The 462-nt window shown below is 65.8% G+C and carries 1 protein-coding gene; it reads left to right on the forward strand.

What is annotated here, in order from left to right; genetic code table 11:
* Window positions 1-462 (forward strand): SDR family oxidoreductase (locus AC1DCP_RS26440; protein ID WP_476774877.1); only part of this gene is annotated, 462 nt, incomplete at both ends.

Here is a 462-nt window from a genome sequence, read left to right on the forward strand (position 1 = left end):
GCGATGAGCAGATTACCGCGACTTTCGCCGCTCTGGGGCAGCGCTGGGAAAAATTCGACGGTTTGGTGCATTCGATCGGCTTTGCGCCGCGCGAAGCCATCGCCGGCAATTTCCTGGACGGGCTGTCGCGCGAAGGCTTCCGCATCGCGCATGACATCTCGGCCTACAGCTTCCCGGCACTGGCCAAGGCTGCGCTGCCGCTGCTGTCCGACAAGGCATCGCTGCTCACGCTGACCTATCTCGGCGCCGAACGCGTGGTTCCGAACTACAACACGATGGGCCTGGCCAAGGCGTCGCTCGAGGCGAGCGTGCGCTACCTGGCCGAAGCCGTGGGCGAGCGCGGGATCCGCGCCAACGGCATCTCGGCAGGCCCGATCAAGACGCTGGCTGCGTCCGGCATCAAGGACTTCGGCAAGCTCCTCAGGCATTTCGAGGAAGCCGCCCCGCTGCGCCGCAACGTGA

The sequence above is a fragment of the Agrobacterium sp. 10T429 genome, assembly GCF_056393925.1.